A 1,706-nucleotide genomic window follows, 5' to 3' on the forward strand; every position below is an offset into this window, starting at 1 on the left:
CGCGTCGATGCTGCCACCGGCAGGCGGGTGGCATCGGGGGGACGGGCCCGGGAGCGCAGGCGGTCCCGTGGACGTTGGACGTTGCAGGGAACGATCTCTTTGGACACACTGCACTACCGGGCGAGGAGGAGGAACCGATGAGCGCGGCCCAGGAGGCACGGCAATGGCCGGACGAGGTCAGTGTCGACAACGCGAGGACGACGCTGCTGCAGCTCCTCGCGCGGGCGGGGGTTCCCTCCGGTGACGCGCGCCAGCTGATCGGGCTCGTCGAGGCGGGTGTCCTGGCCCTCGCGCACGCGGAGATCGACGGCGCCGGGCGGACCGTCCCGGGCGACAAGGGCGAGGAGTACCGCTCCGGCTGGCTCGACGGCGCCGAGGCCTGCCTGGAGGACCTCGGCGCCGTCGCGGAGCGGACGCTGGCGGGGATCTCGGGGCCGGAGGGTGACCACGGCAGGGCCGGCGGGCACCCCCGGGCCCGGCGCATGGAGGTGGAGCGGGCCAAGGTCGCGGTCACCCCCCTGTACCTGTCGTTCACCCCTGCCTCGGAGCTGGACCCGGAGGTGACCGAGGAGGTGCTCGTCGCCGTCCTCGGGACGATGAGCCCCCGGCAGCGGGCGATCTACGCCGGACGGCTGACGGAGTTCACCGACCTGCACCGCGGCCGGCTGGAGCGGCTGTTCGCGGCGTACGGACCGGCCAGCGCCACCACGATGCACGGCCGCTACTCGCTGCTGCACTCCGTGACGAGCATCGCCGTACTGGAACGGCTCCTCGCCTGCCCCCTGGCGCTGCGGGAGGAGTGGGACGCGGCGGAGCTGCCGCCCGCGTGGCTCGACGGGCTGACGACCGCCTGGGGCGGCGACCCGGCCTGAGACGGCCTAGCTCTTGGGGCCCGTGCCGCAGAGGAGGATCGCCTCGCCGAGGCCCTTGACCGTGCCCGTCATCATGCCGATTGCGAGTCCCGGGACGGCGCCCACGCCGCCCGCCATGGCGCCGGTCGCCGTTCCGACGACCGTGCCGAGGTAGATGCTGCTGCCCAGGTGCTTGAGCATGCACTTGTTCCACTCGTCCTCGGTCTTGGGCTTGTCGATCAGGCCCGTCGGGGACATCGAGGCCGCGGTCTTCGCCGCGGGGGCGGTGGGGAGCCCGTCGCGCACCGAGATGGTGGGCGGCGTCACGGTCCCGGTGACCGTGTCCCCGGCGACGCCCTCGATCGTCTGGGTCAGCCGCTTGCCGGCGAGGGTGAGGGCGACCTTGTGGGTGGCGCCGTTCGGCTCCCGGACGATGCCGGGCCGTACGGTGGCGATGTTCCGGCCGGAGCCGTCGGTGAGCCTGACCGTGTCGTTGTCCACGGTCGCGGTGGCCCCGGCGGGGACTTCGAGGTCGGCGCTCTCGGTCCTGGCCAGGACCTGCGGTGCGACGTCCGCGGCCGTGGTGCCGGTGTCGCTGCCCGGCGTTCCGGTGCTGGTGCGGGCGATGTACATCGTGGAGCCGGCCGTGGAGTTGACGACGGGGACCGTGACGGTGGCGTCCGCGGTCCACGGCTGGTTGTCGGTGTTGAAGGTCCAGGTGCCGGTGACCTTCTTGCCGACGGCCGCGAAATCGACCCAGGCGTAGTTCTTCGCCGGGACGTCCACGGCGATGCCGTTGATCGTCGTCTCGTCCGAGGTGTAGGTCTGCGTCGCGGACAGCTGGCTGGAGATCAT

The 1,706-nt window shown here is 72.6% G+C and carries 2 protein-coding genes; one reads left to right on the top strand and one right to left on the bottom strand.

Translation table 11 applies throughout. The features are described 5' to 3' along the window. Positions 1-137: 137 nt before the first annotated feature. A complete protein-coding gene (locus AB0O29_RS35685) occupies positions 138-872 on the top strand; it encodes a hypothetical protein (RefSeq protein WP_365160531.1) in 735 nt (244 codons plus the stop codon). A 6-nt stretch (positions 873-878) separates the two neighbouring features. Here the strand turns inward: AB0O29_RS35685 and AB0O29_RS35690 are convergent. Further along, positions 879-1,706, bottom strand: an 828-nt coding sequence (locus AB0O29_RS35690; RefSeq protein WP_365160534.1) for a DUF6861 domain-containing protein, incomplete at its 5' end; no start/stop codon positions are given.

Origin of the sequence: Streptomyces sp. NPDC089915 (assembly GCF_040684675.1) — a bacterium.
Lineage (GTDB): Bacteria > Actinomycetota > Actinomycetes > Streptomycetales > Streptomycetaceae > Streptomyces.